The 19,109-nt window shown below is 43.3% G+C and carries 16 protein-coding genes; 14 read left to right on the top strand and 2 right to left on the bottom strand.

What is annotated here, in order from left to right; genetic code table 11:
- Position 1: 1 nt before the first annotated feature.
- Positions 2 to 1,759 (bottom strand): RNA polymerase sigma factor, encoded by a 1,758-nt coding sequence (locus HP568_RS02695; RefSeq protein WP_173628246.1) that lies wholly within the window; start codon positions 1,757 to 1,759, stop codon positions 2 to 4.
- A 225-nt stretch (positions 1,760 to 1,984) separates the two neighbouring features.
- On the opposite strand from HP568_RS02695, the gene HP568_RS02690 reads away from it, so the two are divergent.
- From HP568_RS02690 to HP568_RS02670, 5 genes are all read left to right on the top strand, one after another.
- Positions 1,985 to 2,323, top strand: a complete 339-nt coding sequence (locus HP568_RS02690) for a hypothetical protein (RefSeq protein ID WP_173628245.1) — start codon at positions 1,985 to 1,987, stop codon at positions 2,321 to 2,323.
- A gap of 111 nt (positions 2,324 to 2,434) precedes the next feature.
- Positions 2,435 to 2,905 carry a hypothetical protein gene (locus HP568_RS02685; RefSeq protein WP_048031147.1) on the top strand — a complete coding sequence of 157 codons (471 nt, stop codon included), beginning with the start codon at positions 2,435 to 2,437 and terminating at the stop codon, positions 2,903 to 2,905.
- A 28-nt stretch (positions 2,906 to 2,933) separates the two neighbouring features.
- A complete protein-coding gene (locus HP568_RS02680) occupies positions 2,934 to 3,662 on the top strand; it encodes an ABC transporter ATP-binding protein (RefSeq protein WP_173628244.1) in 729 nt (242 codons plus the stop codon).
- Positions 3,662 to 4,843: an ABC transporter permease gene (locus HP568_RS02675; RefSeq protein WP_173628243.1), complete on the top strand. Its 1,182-nt coding sequence runs from the start codon at positions 3,662 to 3,664 to the stop codon at positions 4,841 to 4,843. The genes HP568_RS02680 and HP568_RS02675 overlap by 1 nt, the downstream gene beginning before the upstream one ends.
- A gap of 65 nt (positions 4,844 to 4,908) precedes the next feature.
- Complete coding sequence (locus tag HP568_RS02670) at positions 4,909 to 5,811, top strand: DMT family transporter (protein ID WP_173628242.1); 903 nt, start codon at positions 4,909 to 4,911, stop codon at positions 5,809 to 5,811.
- 74 nt (positions 5,812 to 5,885) lie between these two features.
- Here HP568_RS02670 and HP568_RS02665 read toward each other — a convergent pair whose 3' ends face one another.
- Positions 5,886 to 6,890, bottom strand: a complete 1,005-nt coding sequence (locus tag HP568_RS02665) for an ROK family glucokinase (protein ID WP_217366359.1) — start codon at positions 6,888 to 6,890, stop codon at positions 5,886 to 5,888.
- 112 nt (positions 6,891 to 7,002) lie between these two features.
- Here HP568_RS02665 and HP568_RS02660 point away from each other — a divergent pair, with 112 nt between their 5' ends.
- The 9 genes from HP568_RS02660 (at position 7,003) to HP568_RS02620 (ending at position 18,980) form a co-directional block, all read left to right on the top strand.
- A complete protein-coding gene (locus HP568_RS02660; RefSeq protein ID WP_173628240.1) occupies positions 7,003 to 7,893 on the top strand; it encodes a diacylglycerol kinase in 891 nt (296 codons plus the stop codon).
- A 118-nt stretch (positions 7,894 to 8,011) separates the two neighbouring features.
- The gene (gene rlmD / locus HP568_RS02655; protein WP_173628239.1) at positions 8,012 to 9,454 is read left to right on the top strand and encodes a 23S rRNA (uracil(1939)-C(5))-methyltransferase RlmD; all 1,443 of its coding nucleotides are present in this window, start codon (positions 8,012 to 8,014) and stop codon (positions 9,452 to 9,454) included.
- 326 nt (positions 9,455 to 9,780) lie between these two features.
- A complete protein-coding gene (locus tag HP568_RS02650) occupies positions 9,781 to 10,191 on the top strand; it encodes a DUF6979 family protein (RefSeq protein ID WP_173628238.1) in 411 nt (136 codons plus the stop codon).
- 276 nt (positions 10,192 to 10,467) lie between these two features.
- Positions 10,468 to 11,010 (top strand): VUT family protein, encoded by a 543-nt coding sequence (locus HP568_RS02645; RefSeq protein WP_173628237.1) that lies wholly within the window; start codon positions 10,468 to 10,470, stop codon positions 11,008 to 11,010.
- Positions 11,011 to 11,139: 129 nt separating this feature from the next.
- Positions 11,140 to 13,158, top strand: coding sequence for a tRNA-guanine transglycosylase DpdA (gene dpdA / locus HP568_RS02640; protein ID WP_173628236.1), 2,019 nt, complete (start codon positions 11,140 to 11,142; stop codon positions 13,156 to 13,158).
- 63 nt (positions 13,159 to 13,221) lie between these two features.
- Positions 13,222 to 14,016 carry a hypothetical protein gene (locus HP568_RS02635; protein WP_173628235.1) on the top strand — a complete coding sequence of 265 codons (795 nt, stop codon included), beginning with the start codon at positions 13,222 to 13,224 and terminating at the stop codon, positions 14,014 to 14,016.
- 138 nt (positions 14,017 to 14,154) lie between these two features.
- Complete coding sequence (locus tag HP568_RS02630; RefSeq protein ID WP_173628234.1) at positions 14,155 to 15,099, top strand: tRNA guanosine transglycosylase family protein; 945 nt, start codon at positions 14,155 to 14,157, stop codon at positions 15,097 to 15,099.
- Positions 15,053 to 15,778, top strand: coding sequence for a hypothetical protein (locus HP568_RS02625; RefSeq protein WP_173628233.1), 726 nt, complete (start codon positions 15,053 to 15,055; stop codon positions 15,776 to 15,778). The genes HP568_RS02630 and HP568_RS02625 overlap by 47 nt, the downstream gene beginning before the upstream one ends.
- The gene (locus tag HP568_RS02620) at positions 15,738 to 18,980 is read left to right on the top strand and encodes a hypothetical protein (protein WP_254551001.1); all 3,243 of its coding nucleotides are present in this window, start codon (positions 15,738 to 15,740) and stop codon (positions 18,978 to 18,980) included. The genes HP568_RS02625 and HP568_RS02620 overlap by 41 nt, the downstream gene beginning before the upstream one ends.
- Positions 18,981 to 19,109: the final 129 nt, after the last annotated feature.

The following is a 19,109-nucleotide window of genomic DNA, read 5'->3' as shown; positions in this document are numbered from 1 at the left end:
TTTACTTTCCTGCTTTATTCTCAAGCCCCGCCTGAATTTGTTCCAGGACGGATACAGCCTCGCGCTCATTTCGCTCAATCGCCTGCAACAACGCAATAGCCTGCTTGCCCTGCTCTGCATCGTTCGGCTCGCCCCCGGCCGGGAACGGGAAGAGCTTGCTTAACGTGTCAAAGTCATCGGCAATCGCCCCGTACAAGCTAGCCGCTTCTTTCATCAGCGGACGAACCTCATCAAACACAGAATCTGTCCACGTATCAACGATTTCGCTCCAGAAAAGAGAGGCGTAGCGACGTGCATCCCCGTTTATCACGGTCGTATACGCGTTGCCATTCGGCTCAACCGTTCCCTTTTCATAGGCTTCCTGCCAAGCAGCATAGGCAGCTAGACCATTGGCGCAGCTCGGGTCCTGCGGTTCTTCTCCACGATAATGAACGAGTGCAGATTGGAGAGCATTTGCGAGCATCGTGCGTTGATCGATCGGAATCGCATGATCGATGGCAAGGACAAACAACTCCTCGAGGATACCTCGCCCCAAGCTTTCATAGGGAATGGTACTATCGTTTTGGCAGTTATCTCCTGCGTAAAACATTCTTTTTTCATCATCATAGCCGTAGATCAATCCGAACTCTGGCATGAACAGGTCCCAAGCAAGTACAGGATGCCCTTTGTCGATGGAGCGGTGCACCAGTTCCAATGCTTCTGGCAGGAGGACAGACAACTGGCGCTTTTCGCGTGCCTCCGGGCTCAATAGCGAGGGAGCAACTTGATTGGCATTAATGGTTGGTTCACAGGAAAGATGATACGAGGTGACGGCACGAGATTCAAAGCCCATGTTTTTCAAACCCTGCTGCAAGACTCGTTGAAAGTGAAACATCGTCGGGCCTGCAATATGGATATTTCCAGGAACGATCGTCAAGCGAAAGGCGTGGCCGCTCAGGCCAAGTATCATCGGCAAAGACATTTTTCGTTCGGTCGATTCTACCAATCCGTATAGTGCCGCTGCGCAAGTAACCCAAGTAGGCATCGTGAATGCTTCTGGCTTATTCAATACTTCTTGCTTCATACTCCCCGCAACCTTTCTCGTCTTCATGTATTGATCAACAACGACACGAGTTTTTTCCTGAATCAGTTTTTTGCGAGAACGCGATAGCACTTGGTAGACATTCGCCTGGGACATCTGGAACATGTGGGCGATCTCATGAGGGACCAAATGATCAAAAAAGTGAGATTCCACAATGCGCCTCTCCCGAGGATTGAGGCAGTGCAACAGGCTCCTGATCGTCTCAAACAGTTCACGCCGCACCATGACCTCTTCGGGATTAGTGTTCTGCGCAGAGTGTGACCAGGACCGTCCCAGCCTGTGCAGAATACTGTCGAGGTCCTCCCAGTCAGTCGGTTCCTGCTCCTGTGTTTGTTTGCCCAGACTCGAGAAGACGGTTTCCCTTTTTTGCGCCCCCTTCGAAAGCCGTGTGTACGCCTGATTGCGCACAATCCGATGCAGCCAGGGAAGGAAACGTCGGCTGTCCACCAGTGTCCCAAGGTGCAAAAAGGCGCGAATGAGAGCATCCTGAACGATGTCTTCGGCAAGAAAGGCTTCTTGTGTATACGACCGTGCATAGCCGTATACTTTGGAGCGATGACGCCTGACTAGCTCGCTAAACGCCTCCTGATCTCCGGCCTTTGCCTGCTCTACCAGAGTCTCGTCTTCGATCTGGGTGTGTTCCTCATGAGTCTTGGGCCTGATTATCAAGTGATCCATCGCAAAAACTCCTCGTGATTTGTTGATGTACTGTGTAGACTTCGGGTTCACGGATTTTCTGACACGGAATGCGAAAAAATTTCGGAGTTTTTTTAACCGTTTTGTTTAGTGTAGCAGACAAATAAAGGCAGTTGTTTTTCCAATGGCAGACGACAAAGCAATTTGTAACAATTTCCACTCTCCCCTATAATGAACGTACAGGAAGAAAAAGGAGGATGGAAGTACATGAAGCTCGTTTCTGTTGCAGGAGAAAGTGTGGCACCTGGAAAAGGTGGATCACCGTCTGATACATTTGATCGTTCCATTGCTACGTGGCAAGAAAACGGTCAAGAAAAAACAATAACCGTCACCTATGTACGTTATTTTGGCAAAGTGCTCGCTGAGCGGGGCATTTACGATCAAGAGGCAGAAGGTGTTCCTGTCAGCCATTTGGTAGCGACGCTGTTTCTAGAAAAGCATCCAGAGGCAAAAGAAACCCGTCATTATATTAACGATACGGAGGATTTCGTCGCGCTGTTTGAAGGCTTTTCCCTGACTAAGTGGAAAGAGCGTTATCCGCTGTAGAATACGAGCGTTACCGTTTTTAAAGTCAAAAGATTCTGATTCGCCAAAGGCACATACGGGTAACTTTTGTGAGGGCATGCTAAGGGCAACCAATTATTGGAGGGAATTAGCATGTTTTCTATTTGGCTGCCACTGGTGATGACATCTTCTGCGCTTGTGTTTGGTGCCATACCTTCGCATGTCCCTGCGACTATGACTTCCTCGGTGGCGTGGATGGTAGCTGTACAGGAGTTTGATGCGTTTTTGCAGGACTGGAAAAAAGGGCAGACGCTTGCGAACCTGCGTCACCCGCTTTTTGATCTCACGGAAGTGTCAGCGGTCTCAGGAATGATGGAGATCATCCGTTTTTCGGGAGAGGCTCACGGGCAAGCGGGAGAAATCACCCTTTCGTTTTACACATTGGAAGGCGACAAGGTCTTTTCGCCACCAGGCTCCGTGTCTGTCGCGCGAGTCGATGAGAAGCGGCGGGAATTTCATGTCACTGGCGCTATACCGAGGGTTTTGCGCGGGCGGACGGGTGTCGTACAGGTGACGTTTACGGGAGAAAAGCGGGCGTCGTACTTGCTAAAGGTACGATTCTAGTGAAAATACGGGAGAGGAGGGGCTGCTGTTGATTGAGGTCAAGAATGTTAGCAAGCGATTCAAGGAGATCGCAGCGGTCCAGCAAGTATCGTTTCGAGTCGAGGCAGGCGAGGTATACGGACTTCTCGGCGAAAACGGTGCGGGTAAGACAACGACGATGCGCATGATGGCGACGGTTTTGACACCGACCGAGGGAGACATCGAGATTAGTGGATTTTCCGTTCGACAGCAACCGCTTGAAGTGCGCCGCAGAATCGGCATCTTGTTCGGGGGAGATGTGGGTCTTTACAGCCGTTTGACAGCGAGGGAAAATATCGCGTACTTCGGTCGCCTATACGGATTAAAGCAAGCGAGGCTTGAAGAGAGGATTCACAGTCTGAGCCGGATGCTCGAGATGGAAGATTTTATCGACAGGAGAGTGGGGGCCTTTTCCCGGGGAATGAAGCAAAAGGTAGCGATTGCCCGGACGCTCGTACACGATCCGGATGTCATTTTGTTGGATGAACCGACAACAGGATTGGATGTAACGGCTGCTACCATCTTTCGAAGAATGGTCAGAAAGCTGCAAGAAGAGGGGAAGACGATTCTGTTCTCCAGTCACAACATGGGCGAGATTAACAAGCTGTGCAAAAGGGTTGCGCTCATTCACAAAGGTAAACTGCGGTTCGCGGGGGGATTGGATGCTTTACGCGAGCAGTTTGGGACAGAGGATCTGGACGACATTTTCATGGCTGTCGTGGAAGGGAGCGAAGGCTGATGGGCTCGCATGTCGTTTGGACCGTATTGAAAAAAGAACTGATGGACTTGTTTCGCGATCGCAAGGCGTGGATGGGGACGCTTCTAGTGCCATTGCTCGTCATTCCGTTCGTCTTCTTTTTGCTGGGAACGTCCTATAGCAATGTGGAAAAAGAAGCGAGGGAGTACATCCCGTTAGCTGTTCAAGGATCATCTTCGTTGATTACGGTTTTGCAAAAAAATCCTGCCGTTCAAATTCTGGAACCGTCTAATCCAGAGCAAGCACTGCAAGCGGGGCAGCTACGCGCTGTTTTGACAATTCCTGCTGGCTTCGATGAGGAGATCGCGGCGGGAAAAACAGCGCAGTTATCGGTTGCCTATGACTCGACCAATCAAAAGTCTGTCTATGCCCGTACGTTGATCGAGCAGACAGTAGAGGCTTACAGCAAAGATGTCGTAGCGAAAAGGTTGAACCAAGCGGGCTTGTCCGAGCAGACGATTCAACCGATTGTCTCCACCTTTCAAAATGCAGCCTCTGAGGAAAGAAAGTCGGGAGGGATGCTGGCTGGCATCATTCCGTTGATGTTGGTGGTCTCACTCGCATCCGCGGGAATGGCCGCAGCGAATGATCTCGTCGCTGGTGAGAAAGAGCGGGGAACGCTCGAATCGCTGTTGACGGCGCCGATTGCAGCCCAGCACATCCTCACGGCAAAGCTGTTGGCTGTCATGACGATGAGTACCATGGGGGCAGTAGCGTCGCTGATTTCTGTCACCCTGGCCATGCGTCTGGGACCAATGGGGACGGAAGGAGATCATTTTACACTCGCCTTCTTCTCGCCTGCCACTTTGGTGGTGCTCATCGTGACGATTTTGTTGTTGGCGGCGCTCTTTGCAGGGTTGGAGCTTGTTTTGAGTACGATTGCCAAGTCTTTTAAAGAGGGGCAGACGTACATGAGTGCTGTCCTATTTTTGGCAATGGTTCCGTCGTATATGCTGATGCCAGTCAGTCCGGTCGACATCCCTGCGCATTACTACGTGATGCCTGTGTTCAACGGTGTCGCACTGTCCAAGGAAGTGTTTTATGGCAAGGTCGACCCGATGCATGCGCTCCTGGGGATTGGCTCCTTGCTTGTCTATGTGGTGTTCACTATTTTTCTCGCGTCGCGCATATTCCGCAGAGAAGGAGCGGGGTTAAAGCACTGATCGTAGAATTTTCAGACCTGTCGCGTCACTCGTCGCTGTCATTTCGAGAAAGCTGGTGAAATGTTGTGAATCGGCTGTATGTCGGTGTGTTATATATTTTCGGATCGGCTGCTGGTTTTGGCGTCATGTCTATCTTCGCTGTGTACGCCTATGAAGCGGGTGTGTCTGTTTCGACGCTCTTGTTTTTGCGGTTTTTATTGGCGACTGCCCTGTTTTTTGGTTTGTTACTGTGGCGCAAGGAGTCGCTTCGCTTGGAGAAAAGACAGGTGCTCGCGATGTTTTGTCTCGGCGGGATTTTGTACACGCTGCAATCCCTTAGCTTTTTCTCGGCGGTGCAGTACATCCCGACCTCCATGGCGGCTTTGCTGCTGTACACATTTCCGGTGTTTGTTGCCATATTGAGCTACTTCGTCGAGAAGGAGCGGTTGACGAAAAAGACTGTCATCGCCATGCTGATTACACTCGTCGGACTTGGACTGGTGCTCGGCTTGTCATTTGGCGGGATTCAGCCAGTTGGCGTATTGTTGGCTCTTGCTGCGGCGTTGTTTTATTCCGTTTATATTGTCGTGGGGAATCGGGTGGTAAAGGGCGTTTCGTCCTATGTAACGTCTGCGTACATCGCCCTGTTTGCTACCATTTCTACTTTTTTCATTGCGCTAAAAGACGGAGGTGTTGATCTGTCTTTTGCGGTACAAGGGTGGTGGGCGCTGCTGGGGATCGTTGTTTTTTCTACGGTGGTCGCCATCAGTTTTTTCTTCCGCGGCTTGCAACTGATCGGGTCAACCAAAGCGTCGGTGCTAAGTACGCTGGAGCCTGTGGTCACGTTTGGGTTTTCGGCGTTGTTGTTTGGCGAAGCCTTTAGCCTGCTCCAACTGTTGGGAGGATGTGCAGTGCTCGTCGGTGCTGCGCTGATTGTTTCGGGGAAAGGCGGGGAGTCAGAGCTGGCACCCAGTCAGGCTTCTTCATAAGGTTATACCAAAAAGACGCTCTTGCTGTGAGACTTCACGTGCAGGAGCGTCCATTTTCTTTTTATGTGGCCCGATCAGGATTCGTTCATCTGTGAGCGGATTAACCAGCCCGCACCGTACACACCCGCATCATTGCCGAGTTCGGCCGGAACGATCTCTGTGGACTCGACGACGTAGGTGAATGGAACAAAGCGTTTGAATGATTCACGAATTCGGGAAAAGAGGAAATCACCGGCTGCAGCCACGCCTCCACCGATCATAAACTTCGCGGGATTCAGTACATTCGCCAAATGAGAGAGAGCGAGACCGAGATAGAGCGCCACTTGATCGATAATCGCGAGAGCCGCTGCGTCTCCTGCTACGGCTGCTTCGAGGACATCCTTGGCGGCAATGCTTCCTTTGGCGGCTAGTACAGCGGCAAGCGCCGGGCTTGATCCATTCGTAGCTGCAAATCGCCCTTCACGAATGATGGCAGTCGCAGACGTATAGGTTTCGAGGCAACCTGTTTTACCGCAATTGCAGGGGGCACCGCTATCCGGGGTCATGGTGATGTGGCCGATTTCGCCCCCAACACCGTTGATGCCATGGATGACCTTTCCATTCAAAATGACGCCTCCCCCTACACCGGTGCCGAGTGTAATCAGAACGAGGTCTTGCGCACCTTGGCCTGCACCTTGCCACATTTCTCCGAGAGCTGCGACATTGGCATCGTTGTCGACCGCGACTGGCAGACCTGTAAGGGCTTCCAATTTTTCTTTTAATAAAACGGGTTGGCGCCAGTGAAGATTCACCGCTTGGAAGACGATTCCCTTCTCGCCATCGACGGGGCCGGGTACTCCCACACCGATTCCGCAGACTTGTGAAAGAGAATAGTCATGCTGCGCAAGAAGATCATGAGACATGTCTACGATTTTTTGCAAAATGCCATCCTCGCCGTCCGCAACAGGCGTCGGTTCTTGCGTTTTTGTAACCAGCTCGCCGTCTGGCGTAATCAAAGCCATCTTGATTGCAGTGCCACCCACATCTACTCCCACGATGATCTTCTTCACAAGCGTCTCCCCTATCTCCTTGTTTTCCATCTTTTTCTATCTTATCACGCGATATGGAGCATAGCGATTCCCAAAAATGGCTATACAGGATATGATGGAAGAGAGTACCCCCGTGAGCGAGGGAAGGAAGAAGGGATCTGCCTTGAAACGAGCCAGATTAATCTACAATCCAAGCTCCGGCCGGGAGATCGTGCGTCGGCGATTGCCGGAAATCCTCGATTTAATGGAGTCGGCCGGATATGAAACTTCATGCCATGCGACCAGAGGGGAAGATGATGCGACAGAAGAAGCTGCTCGTGCAGTAGCTCGCGGTTTTGACGTCATCCTGGCCGCTGGTGGAGATGGAACCATATATGAAGTAGTCAATGGGATGGCAGAGCATAAAGCACGTCCATCTCTTGGAATAATCCCCTGCGGAACAAGTAATGATTTTGCCCGGGCGGTCGGTATACCGAAATCGATCACGCGTGCAACGGAGATTGTCGCCAAGGGCAAGAAAAAACGCATTGACCTGGGACGTATCAACAACCGCTATTTTATGAATATCGCGGGTGGCGGCTCGCTGACGAATTTGACCTACGAGGTCCCGAGCAAGCTGAAAACGCTAATCGGACAAATGGCGTATTACGTCAAAGGTTTGGAGAAGCTGCCGTCGCTGCACCCGATCCGTGTTCGTCTGGAGAGCCGTAGAGAGGTGCTGTTGGATGAAGAAATCATGGTATTTCTCATCGCCAATAGCCGCTCGGTAGGCGGTTTTGACAACATCGCTCCGGAAGCCGATTTGTCAGACGGCAAGCTAGATGTCATCGTCGTGAAGAAGTTGAATATTGCGGAGTTTATTCGCTTGGCGACACAGGCAGTTCGCGGCGAGCACCTGAAGGACCCGAACATCCTGTATTTCCAGGCAGATTACATCAAAGCCACTTCGCCGGGCGGAGAGACGGTTCAGCTCAATCTGGACGGAGAGCTGGGCGGACAGTTGCCTTGCGTGGTGGAAGCATTGCCGGGGCATATCGAGTTGTTCGTCCCGTAAGAAGATAGTAAAATGAATAGCAATAGCCGTGGGGATGCCGCTTTTCGCTGTGCATCCCTGCATGCTTCCAGGAGCGAAAACGAAAACCTATAGAGCAAGATAAAAGGAGCAATAGATAGTGGCGAAGACAACAAAGAAGCGGCGCGGTCCGCACCCGACAGCCAAAGTGGAGCTGGACGTCCCTGTACGTGTCGGACAAACCGTGGAAGTGGAGATAACCGGACTGAACCACGAAGGAGCAGGAGTCGGCCGGATTGAAGGATATACGCTGTTCGTGGATGGCGCACTTGCAGGAGAGCGGGTTCATGCGCGCGTCGATCATGTGAAGAAAAACTTCGGCTTTGCCAAGCTGACGGAAGTAGTAGAAGCGAGTACCCATCGCTTCCAGCCGCCCTGTCCGCTGTACGACCGTTGCGGTGGCTGTTCGTTACAGCATCTCGCATACGAGGAACAGCTACGGCACAAGCAGCAAATCGTGCGGGACAACCTGCGGCGCATTGGCGGTTTCCAAGTCGAAGGAGAAGGGGCCATTACTGTTCATCCGACTCTCGGCATGAGTGATCCGTGGCGCTATCGCAACAAAGCACAAGTACCGATTGGCGAGGAAAACGGGGCGTTAGTCGGTGGCTTTTACGCGGAGAAGTCCCACTCGATCATCGACATGAACGAATGCCTCATCCAGCATCAGGCGAATGATGAAGCAGTGGCAGCCGTGAAGCAGGCGGCGACCAAGCTGAATATCAAGGCATATGATGAGGTACGCAATACCGGATTGCTCCGCCATGTGGTAGTCAAGGTAGGGGTCAAGACGGGTGAAGTCATGGTTGTGCTTGTGACGACTGAGGAGCAGATTCCGCAGCGAGATGAGCTGGTGGAAGCGATTCGTGCACAGGTAGCTGGCGTGACGAGTATCGTGCAGAACATCAACCCGGATAAGACGAATGTTATTTTTGGCAAAAAGACCGTGACGCTCTGGGGCAGTGATGTAATTTACGATTATATCGGTTCGATCAAGTTTGCCATTTCGGCGCGTTCGTTTTATCAGGTGAATCCTGCTCAGACCGAGGTGCTGTACAATAAGACGCTGGAGTATGCGGGTGCGACTGGTGCGGAGACGGTGATTGATGCGTACTGCGGTATCGGGACGATTTCGCTCTTTTTGGCGCAGAAGTCCAAGCATGTGTATGGGGTAGAGATTGTGCCGGAAGCGATTGCGGATGCGAATCGAAATGCACAGTTGAATGGCGTGGAGAATGCGACATTTGAGGCAGGTCCTGCGGAGGTTGTCATTCCTGCTTGGAAAGAGAAGGGCATACGGGCGGATGTGATTGTGGTAGACCCGCCGCGCAAAGGCTGTGATGAGGCGTTGTTGACGACGATTTTGGAGATGCAGCCGGAGAGAGTGGTTTATGTTTCGTGTAATCCTTCTACGTTGGCGAGGGATTTGAAGGTGCTGGCTGAGAGGTATGAGGTGAAGGAAGTGCAGCCGGTGGATATGTTTCCGCATACGGGGCATGTTGAGTCGGTTGCGTTGCTAGAGTGGCGGGTCGAGCTTGAATAAGCTCGACCCTTTTTGAATAGATCGCGGAGACGCTACTTGTTAATGTATTTTACTAAATAGATTCTGTTAAAATAAAGTGCTCGCACCTCGAGGTCTTTATACAAGTAGTACTTTTAAAGTATGAAATTAGTGTACATAATTGGGAACTTTTTAATCGGTTCTAGTTTTTGATTGATATTAATTTTATGAAATATTAAAATATAAGAACGATAAAAGGAGTATAAATTCATAATAGTTGCCCTAGTTAATAATAAATATAATCGTTTCACACACAGTATTTATATAATATATGCGACTCTATCATTCATAAATATAAGGGGTTTATTATGGGGAGATATGGATTAGTTGCGGTTATAGCAGTTAACTATTTACAAACAAAAGAAGTCAATACACCTAACGAAGCATGGAAGAAAGCTATATCTGAAATTTTTGAAGAAGGGATTTGGCAACAAGTAAAAGCATGTCCTAAAAATGCATTTTTGGGACTTTGTGAGGAAGGATTAATTAAGGGGATAGAATCAGGAAGTTACTGTAAATCGCAAAAAAATAAAGGATATGCCCTAAGAGCAGTTGAAGCAATCAACAACGATCCCACTCTAGTTAATGACAAAAAGAAATTATGGGAATATGCTAGTAACGGAAGTGGAATTTCACATAACCATCAAATGGATGTTGTCATTTCACTTTGGAACACAAAACTACTTACTTCTAGAACAGAGGTAACGTACATTACCTAGTTATGAATGTTGCTATTGGAATTTTGGGTTATGGGAAAAGAATATTTTATTCGATGTTTATGCCGAAAACTTTAATTGGTTTTCGGCGTTTTTGATGAGTATACATAAATTTTATAGTTTAAGGTAGAAATCTATTATAGTAATCTAAACTATCCTGGGCATAATAACACGTTAAATAGTTGACTGAACCTGTAAGGCCAATTGGACTGATTTGGGGGTAGCTGATTAAAGAAGGGTATTGTATAATGTAAGCAATATTGATGAGAAGGTGGAGCAATGAAGTACCTAATTTTAATTTGTTATCTAGTAGCAATTGTCTCAGCAAATGTGATAACTGCTAGCACTGTACCTTTCAAATTTGGAGTATTTATTATACCAGCAGGAACATTTATCATCGGACTTACGTTTATCTTAAGGGATTTTGTTCAAACTTATTTTGGTAGGAAAAAAACGTACTACTATATTTTTCTTGCAACATTTCTTTCAGCAATTACCTCCTATCTTTTAGGGGACACTTTATGGATAGTATTAGCTTCGATACTAACTTTTTTGGTTTCCGAAACTACTGATACGGAGATTTATTCACGATTAAAATTGCCTTTTGCATGGAGAGTTTTTTATAGTGGTATTGTAGGAGGTTTTTTAGATAGCGTTATTTTTGTCGTTATCGGTTTATCACCACTGGGAGCAAATTTCTTACCTTGGAATGCAGTTCTTTATGCAATCATTGGGCAAATAATTGTTAAGACAATAATTCAAATGTTTGCTACAGGAATTATTCGAACTTTTGCAGGCAAGGTGTTTAAAACTATTCATTAAAGGGGGCCTAAGGCCCTTTTTATGATGTCGCAGTGAGTTACTATTATTGAACGATTGTTAAACATTCCATGTGAACAATAACGTGATACTATAAAAATCACCATAATGCTACTTAAATTTGGAGGACGTATGACAAAAAGAATATTAGTTGTAACATCATGTACGGGTGAGAAAATATACAAACCTGAGAATCAATTAGTTTTAGATGACTTTGTAGATAAACAAAGGTTACGAAAAAGAGAGAAGGAGTTAAAAAATTACAAGGTATCTGCTGGAGAAATGTATACAGGAAGCCAGCATTTAGCCCTAATGGAAGGGGTAAAGAACTATCGTTTTAACGGTGGAACCATTGATGTAAGCATTATCTCCGCTGGCTACGGATTACTAGACGAAGGTGATTTTATAGTTCCGTACGAAGTTACATTTAATACAATGAATTCTCAGACAGTAAAAAACTGGTCGAAACAACAAGGGATTAGTGAACAATTACAAGACAAAATCCAAAACTATGATTTAGTGTTTTTCTTGTTGGGAGATAAATATCTTCAATCTGTTCTCTGGCCGCTAAGTATTAGAGATAATCAGCGGTTTATCTTTTTTGCTGGTGGATCAAGCAAGTCAAAGATCTTACTAGAAGATCGTTATCATGTTTTAACAATTGGAGAAAAGGAAGCAAAAGAATTTAAATTTGGATTGATCGGAATAAAAGGTTTTCTGTTTAGCCAATTACTCAAGCAAGTTTCAAAGAACATCATTGATGATGCATGGAATGAAATAGCAGAGAGTCCTGAAAAAGTACGGAATTATATCCTACAATCTTTGGGAGAAAGAAACACTCAACTCACTCTATTTGAGACTCTCGTAGCAGACAACCAGATCCTACAATTTTTTGATGAACTTTTTCCAGTTTCAGAGAATTTATATGCAAAAAGTTTTAAGTCGGAATTCAAGTTTTTTATGCCAGAAAATGATGACCGTGTTGACCCTAATTATGATTTTACTCATGATTATTCTGAAAAAAATCGCAATCCATTACTTAATGATGTTTATGCTCATGAAATATATGGGACGCCTCAGTATGATGGTGTACTGGTCTCAAAAGTAAATATTGATAATGCAACGCGCCAAAAAAGAGCACTAATAGAAGAAGTAGGGATGCATGAATTTTTGCGATTGCCACCTGATTACCCTATTATGGGGGATTGTGGAGCCTTTAGTTATATTGATAAAGATGTCCCACCTTATACCACTGATGAGATTATTAAATATTATCATGACCTGGGGTTTGATTACGGTGTTTCGATCGATCACCTTATAGTGGGGCCTTTTCAAAAAGACGAAAACATTAGGAATTTACGATATGAACTGACCTTATCTATGGCAGAGGAATTCATGGATAAGTTTAAAGCGAACGGAGCATACAAGTTCCATCCGATTGGTATTGTACAAGGGTGGGATCCAATTTCTTTTCGCAAAGCTGTTCAGCATCTCATTAATCTTGGGTACGATTATATTGCTTTAGGTGGGTTGGCGAGAGAGCAGTCGGAAAAAATTTATGAAATACTGAAAGAAATATCACCGTATATTCCGGATGAAAAATTTCGGATGCACTTATTCGGTGTAGCCCGTGATATGCGAACAATGCGTTCGTTCCATAAACTAGGGGTAACTTCATTTGACTCTTCTTCTCCGTTAAGAAGGGCTTGGTTAGGTACTGGTCACAATTATCATACGGCAGATGGTAAGCATTACACAGCCATCCGTATACCAGAGGCTAAAGAGACAGCAGGACGAGTAAAAAAGATGATTAAAGAGGGCAAAGGAGAATTCCAGGATTATAAGAATTTAGAACAAGAGGCTATAAATGCACTTAGAAAATTCAGTGCAGGAGAAATTAATTGCGAGAAGGCCTTAACTGCCATACTAAAGTATGATGAAATGCTTGGAGATGACAGAGAGGTTCATGAAGATTTGTATCGAGAGTTGTTGTTAGAACGTCCTTGGGAAAAGTGCGGTTGTAAAATATGCCAAAGTATTGGTATTGATGTAATAGTTTTTAGAGGAAACAATAGAAATAGGAGAAGAGGTTTTCACAACACTTTCACTTATTATTCTCAACTAAAACAATTGAGACATGAATTCGAATAACTGATCCCTAAATATGCCCTAGTATGGTAAACTAGGGCATATTTAATTTGGAGGATTCTTTTCATGATCTTTACTCTTAAAACTATCACAATGCTGAGTAGAGAAAGTCAAAATACCTATTTAGGGGTCGCAACACTAGGCGAGGTTAAAAGTCTCAGGCTAAACTGCCTTAACTCTTCTCAAATTAACAATGAGGTTGTAATTGTGAATTATAATGAATTAATTGACGTATTCCATGATGCAATTGAAATAACTGATCCAATACTTTATTCTGCATTACCTAAAGGAACTGAGAGTAACGAGTATCCAGTACTTTTTGTTCAACAGGGCCTATACCTATCTAACTTTATAGAAGATAAGTTACTTTCTTTGGAGCATTTTAGTAGGCTTGTAGAGAAGGAGAAAAAAATTAGTAAAAACTCAACAAAATTGATAACGATCCAATCCTTAAGGGATATTCTCAAGAGAACGTTTAGTAATAGTATTGAAAAAGGATCTTGGAATGACTTATCAGAAGAACTCATGACATACATTGAAAAACTTATCAATATGTACCCCTACCTGGGTTACTTGCCAGTAGCAGAAAGACTAGAATTTAGAAAGAAAAACACTGCTGATGCTAGCTTCGCTTGGTCTTTGTATTTTAAGTATTTTATCGAACAGTGGGAAAAAGGTAATACCATTATTTCAATACCTAAGATGGATAAACAGTTTACGTTCCAAGGATGGACAGGATATTTTTTTGATCGAGAAAACCCTATTTGGACTGATTATGTAGGAAAGAATGGGAGATTTCAATTTAACGATGCCCAGCGTGAATTAATATATAACTTATGGAAACAATGGTTAACAACCTGAGCCTGAGCAAGGCTCTTTTTTATTTTAAAAAACAGTAGCTGAGTTCAGGTTACTATGCTAGTATAATGATATCACGTACTATCACGTAATAATAAGTGTTCTTACCTACTTTAATATGTAATTAAATGAGGTGAAACTTTGGAATTCTATGTAGGGTGGTCCCATAGTGATGCCAGTTTTACAGATTACTTTCCAAATTGTCCTGTTTTAATAAGTGCTGTCCCAGACAATAGAGGGACGTTAAAGAAGTTTAAGAATAAACCCAAAAAGTTAATACTAGATTGTGGATCAGTACTTTACGCAAAACAAAAGAGTAGGCCCAAATTAAGAGATATCCTTAATATCCAGCTTTCCTTATTAAAGGACTGCACTCCCGGAACGAAGGCTGCATTAGTGCATTTTGATGAGCCAATGATAAATAAAAAATCTTTGTCAGAACGGTATGCTGCTATGGAAAAAACTCTGTATAACGCTTACGAGTATTTAAGACAGTATGAACTATTTGGAATTAGAGATGGTACGTATCCAATGGGGGTGATCCAAGGATATGATCAAGCAAGTATCAAGTTTTCAGCATACGAATTACTGAAGATGGGATATCGAAAATTTGGTATAGGGTCACTATTAGCTAAACATCATGTTACCCAAATAGAAATGATCCAATCTGCTGCTGATATCGTCGGCCCTTCTAACCTTCATGTATTTGGGGTTACTGGGATTCCACAAATACGGGCGATGGTTGATATTGGGGTTAGTTCATTTGATTCTACTCGTCCAACTATGGCTGCGGCTTTTTTTCAAGTTTTTTATAGCAAACCCTTCAGAACTTTTGTTCTTTCATCAACACGTGCGAAATTAACTAGTTCAAACAGAATAGGGGATCCACTTCCTTGTGATTGTCCAGTTTGTCAGGAAAACCCTAATGATCTGTTTGTTCCATCACCAAGGGATTACATGAAATTACGCTCAATTCACAATTACTATCACTTGTTGATTGAATTTAAAGACATTTTGGAGCAAAAGAGGAGGAATATAGATGTTGTTTCAAATGTGCTATGGCCCGGAACTAAAAGCAATTTATGAAAGTATTAGACAAAATCCTGGGCAGAGTCGTAGTCACTTGAAAAATAGTTACCAATACGAAAACGAAGGGGATATAACATCTCTCATTGATGGAGCACTAACTATGTTAAAAGACCTTAATTTTATCCACGAAGAGGATGGAAATATCTATTCGAAAGATGGTCGTGATTGGAGAGTTATAGATGTATTTAGGGAGTTGTCTCATATTTCGGAATTTGAAGAGGGGGAAACACTTAACCGCATATTTTCAAATCTTTATGATCAAGTATTTGTTAAACCGGACCAATTGTATGTTGTAAATATCCACTATCAAATTAATAGCATTCTCTCAAAAACGATGGTGGGGCGTGAAAAGATAAATGCATGGAAACGAATCATGGAATATTTCGGTCTTGGCAGAAGGGTATATTCTGGCTTTTATGCATTGCCACATCTTGCTCTACTACATGAAATTATTTTGGAATCTGGGGAATGGGAAGGGGGACTTCATCCTTTTTGCGAAAATGTGATCAACCCTATATTGCCTTGTATAACATCAGAAGGAAATATATTTCGTGGAATGCTATATGGATTAATAGCATTAAATGATCAAAAAGTTATTGAGATTAGCAATAAACAAGACTTGCCATACAAATCATATGGGCCGAATCATCAATGGAATTGGATTAAAATACATTGAGAGGAGTTCTTATATGTTACCTTGTTTGAATAAGGAATCGTTAAAACTCTTGGTCGGGACTGCTGATGAAAGATATCAATATTCACCTGAATACTTTCGAAACACACATTTCCCTCAGATGATGCATCGTTATCTTGGGGATCAATTAGTTGCGGAGATTACGGAAAGTGAGCTATTACAAGATTTAATTGAGGTTGATACAACCGGAAATCGCGTTTTCCTTGTTTTTGGATCTACAGGTTCAGGGAAGTCGGAATTGCTTTGTTGGATTAAAGACAACTGGGTTCAACAAAATAATCGTCCTGTAATACGTATATCCCGAAGTGAACTAAATCCACAGGTACTTATTAAAAAGTGTTTTGAGATCCTAGGTGTTCCTCTAAAAATTAATGTTGATGAAAGTAGATGGGATTTGTTACTACGGAAGCCAGTTACATTAATAAATCAAATTGTTTGGACAACACTTGCAGAGACATTAGAGACTGATGATGAAATTATTCCAGTAGCTTTACTGATTAGGCCTATTATTGAAAGGAACGTTATAGAATTTACCAAACAAATTGAAAGGGGACACGTTAAAAAACCACTTGAAATTATCCATAAGGAACAGTTTGAAGAACTCATTTCAAGCACAACCCTTACGCTGAACATTGATTATGAGTCATTCAGACAAAATCTTACTCAGAGGTTAGACCACTTTCTATTTGAGGGATGGGATATTGGTTCACTATTTAAGCAAATCTCTATTTATTTAAAGGTAAATAACATTCGGCCTTTGCTTTTAATTGATGATTTAGTTCAATCCGTAAATATATATGCCACGGAGCTGCTTGATCAATTAATAACATTAGAAGAAGGTAATTGGGATGTTGTTATTGGACTTACTCCAGGGACTATTCAAGATTCGAAGCGAGGGATTGAATTAACAAAAAGAATCCGTAGTTTAGATACAATTGATGATCGAGTAAAAAAACTATGGCTTTCTGACGAATCTGGGAAAGACTTTTATAATCTTGATCGAAATCAAGTTGTACCGTATATGGCTAACTACTTAAAACAGTTAAAAAATACGCAAGGGTACACATGTTCAAAAAAGTGTTCTCATTATCTAGATTGTCGAAGTTTAGTCCAAGTATTGGCTACACAAGAAGATTCCGAAGATGATCTTGCTATTAATTTATTGCCATTTACTCGTCACATGATAAAGAGAGTATACGACGCAATACCAATTGGAAAAGGGAAACTACGATATATGATATTAAATAGTAAGGAAATAATTAGGTTTTTTCAAAAAGGTAGACGCCAGCTAATTTCGAGAGTATTACCACTAGTTAAAAGAGAAACATTTGCGGACCATTCAGATTTGTTAGTAAAAACCATGTCGGAGTGGTACGTACAAGAGGGAAGTAATAAGGTTGTATTTCCACGTCAATTACTTAAGCATTTCGGATACCACATTGAGGATTTGAGTGTAAACCTTCAATCAATTGGACATCTAGCACCTATTCAAAGACCATCATCGGAAACGGATTTAGTTATTAATAATTTGGATCATTCTTTTGTTATTAGAGATTGGGCTGAAGGGAAAAAGACAAATTTAGAATTACTTGAACCAGTGCGTTTCGGTGTGGCATCTCTTGTGCATGATGTAGTAAAAGCGATTGACATGTCTAGGCCATTCACTCCAAGAACAACAAGTATTATACAAAGAAAGGAGATATCAAACCGGTCTCGCTATCCTATTACATTTGTGGAAAAAGATGCGAAATCGTTTGGTGGTATCGAAATAAAGCGAGGGTATTCAGCGCTTGAGGTTACGAACTTTCAACAACTAAAACCTGCAGAGAAGGTAAAACTTTTTTTAAGGATCTCGAATGAGCATGATACTGCAAGGTGGATATTCCAAGCGGACACATTACATTTGCTATGGCGTAATAAACTGGAAGAGGAATTAGGGATGACACTCCCTTCTTTTGCTTACCACTTCAAGAATTGGGTTACAGAGCACGCGAAATTTAACCAGGTATCCTGGACAAGAAAAATTAAATCACCATTTTCCCTAGAAGTTATCAATTTATCGGAGCAGTTATTCCAAGACTGGTTTTTGTTAAGGGATAATATGAGAGATTCAGTGGGTTTAAATGAAGTTAAAGTAGAACCGGTAAATTTTATTAACTGGATTAGAGAGTATAATCCAAGTAAAGAACTTGAGCAATTTGGAATTGGCGATATTTCCTTATTCGTGTTCCTTTCCGAGATAAAAGAAAAGTATAATCTATTCTGTGAAACCTTATCCAAAACCTTAAGAGAAACACTTGAACAAAGAAGTTTAATGGTTCCATATCTGTTGTCATCTAAAGATGCAGATTATCAACATATCGCATCAGAAATTGCAAGGCTTCGGGGGAAATCCAATTTTGAAATAGACGATTTCATTGATTACTCTAAAATAGAGGAATCGGTTGAATCCCGACAAATTCTTGCTCAATTTTCAATAGATGACGTTTTACGTAAAGAAGTACGGGATATAGTGAAAAAGTACGAATTACTAAGTCAACAACTTGTTTCAATAACTAATGGATACGGTGAAAATCTGAGCTTTAAGGAAGTAAGTAAAAATACGTCTTGGAAAGGTTTGAATGAAGAAAAAGAGAAGTATATGATTCTTAATGATGAACTGACTCGTCTTACTCATTGTTTAAATCTCACACCTAAGATTACTTTGGCATTTTTAATGACAACTCACATCGAATCAACTGAAATACTGCATATAAAAAAATTGTGGTCAAATTTAATGGAAAGTGGTCGCAGGCTGTTAGAGCAAAAAACTATAGGTCACAATTTAATTCATGTTATGGTTGGATGGCAATCAATTGATTTTCATGAAATTAGAAATCGTGTCCAAATACTCACGCAAAAAGAAATTGATAGGTCCAATCTTCTTGAAATTGTTCGTAGTGACTTGGGATATGAAAATGTCACGAATATTAATCAATTAATTGATGCCATAGAATCAAACCAGGAAATACGGCCAGCACTTAGAAGACAGTTACGGAATCTATTAGAGCATGGTAACTGCACCTTACCGCCTGTCCAATGGAAAAAGTTACTTGACGATTTAAAAGAAATGTTTCCAAATCTATTTCGGATTGTGGAAATTAGGTTAGTGGCAAATACTGATATATACAAAAGAGAAGCGTGATAACTTTAGGAATTAAAACCCGGCTTTCTTATGCGACTTAAACATAAATAAACAGAGCTATTCTGCTATACCAAAGGTCATTGAACTATCTTAATATGGGGATATAGGTGAAAACTCGAAAGGAAATAT

It is taken from the genome of Brevibacillus sp. MS2.2, assembly GCF_013284345.1.
GTDB lineage: Bacteria > Bacillota > Bacilli > Brevibacillales > Brevibacillaceae > Brevibacillus > Brevibacillus brevis_C.
The sequence above is the reverse complement of the archived record's forward strand: the minus strand, read 5'-3'. Positions and strand labels throughout refer to the sequence as shown.